This window comes from Vibrio sp. Vb1574 (assembly GCF_033338675.1).
Window position 1 is genome coordinate 1 of sequence record NZ_JAWOTC010000185.1, and the last position, 1,467, is coordinate 1,467.

Below are 1,467 nucleotides of genomic sequence, written 5' to 3' on the forward strand. Positions count from 1 at the left end.
ATGCTTTTTGAACCACGTTAGTGGTCACTTGAGGAACAAACCAATGTTATTGTTCGAAGAGCTCTGTATGCAGCTTCTGAATGGCTTGCTTTGCCACCGACTCATTCACAAGGAAGCACAGGTTATGAGGGCTTGCTCCATAACAGATCATGCGTAAGTTCAAATCTTCTAGCGTACCAAACACATGCTTTGCATAGCCTTTACGTTCACTCATCTTGTTACCAATCAAGGCTACCAAACAAAGGTCATGTTCTACTTCGACCTTACACAACTCTTCCAACTCTTCCCGTGCTGCTTGAGGAAGTTGTGGTGCGCCTCCTGAGGTATCAGTTTGATCCAGTGTGAGTGACACACTGATTTCTGATGTGGTGATAAGGTCTACCGAAATTTTGTGCTTGGCTAAAATCTCAAATACTTTTGCTAAGAAGCCGTACGCATGGAACATGTTCGCACTACGCAGAGTGACCATCGTTTGATTACAACGCAGAGCGAGGGCGCGGAACAGTGGTGAGCTTTCGACTTGATGACGAATCCACGTGCCGCCTTTTTCTGGTTCTTTGGATGAGCCAACAAAAACCGGGATATCATGACGCAGAGCAGGGACTAGTGTTGATGGGTGTAATATTTTCGCGCCAAAGTTAGCCATTTCAGAGGCTTCACTAAAACTGATCTCTGGGATTGGTGACGCTTTTGGTGCGATGCGAGGATCGGTCGTGTAAATACCAGGAACATCTGTCCAAATTTCAAGTCCAGATGCTTTCACGCCTTCAGCAATCAAGGCTGCACTGTAGTCGCTACCACCACGGCCTAACGTTGTTGTATTGCCTTCTTCGTCAGAGCCAATGAAGCCCTGTGTGATGACGACAGAATCAAGACATAAAGGGATAAGCTTCTCTTGGGCTAGTTGAGCAATGGCTTCGACATTCGGTTCTGCGCGACCAAAGTTGTCGTCGGTTCTTAGTACTTCACGAATATCAAATCGTACTGCATTGATACCACGCTCTCGCATGAGCTGCGCCAAAATGTGCGTCGACATTAACTCACCACATGCCACAAGGTGGTCGGTCAGTTTGGTGTTTGCTTGAATTGAGGCGGCTTCTGCAAGGCTGGTCACGGTATCTAAAATTCCGTACACCTCTGAAGAGGCTTCTGTCGCATCTTCCAATTGAGCCAAAATGGAATCATGGATCTCAGCTAGGTTTTTTAGTAACTCAGCACGGTGTTCCTGATCTTGAACGCCATTGGCCAGTTCTACCAAGATGTTGGTTACCCCAGAGCAAGCGCTGCTAACAACAAGGCGAGTATTTGGATTGTTTTCGATGATGGTGGCACAACGACTCATTGCCTCAAAGTTGGCAACACTGGTTCCACCGAATTTAGCTACGTTAAATGCGCTCACTGCGTTTCTCCCACGACTTCCTAAAAAATATACACATCCAATGTTTTGTGAGGAAAGGAACAGAGCAA

At 46.6% G+C, this 1,467-nt stretch carries 1 protein-coding gene; it reads right to left on the reverse strand.

Annotated elements, in window-relative coordinates; translation table 11 throughout:
- Positions 1-46 precede the first annotated feature (46 nt).
- Positions 47-1,399, reverse strand: a complete 1,353-nt coding sequence (gene lysC / locus R7O12_RS24660) for a lysine-sensitive aspartokinase 3 (RefSeq protein ID WP_276450409.1) — start codon at positions 1,397-1,399, stop codon at positions 47-49.
- Positions 1,400-1,467 lie beyond the last annotated feature (68 nt).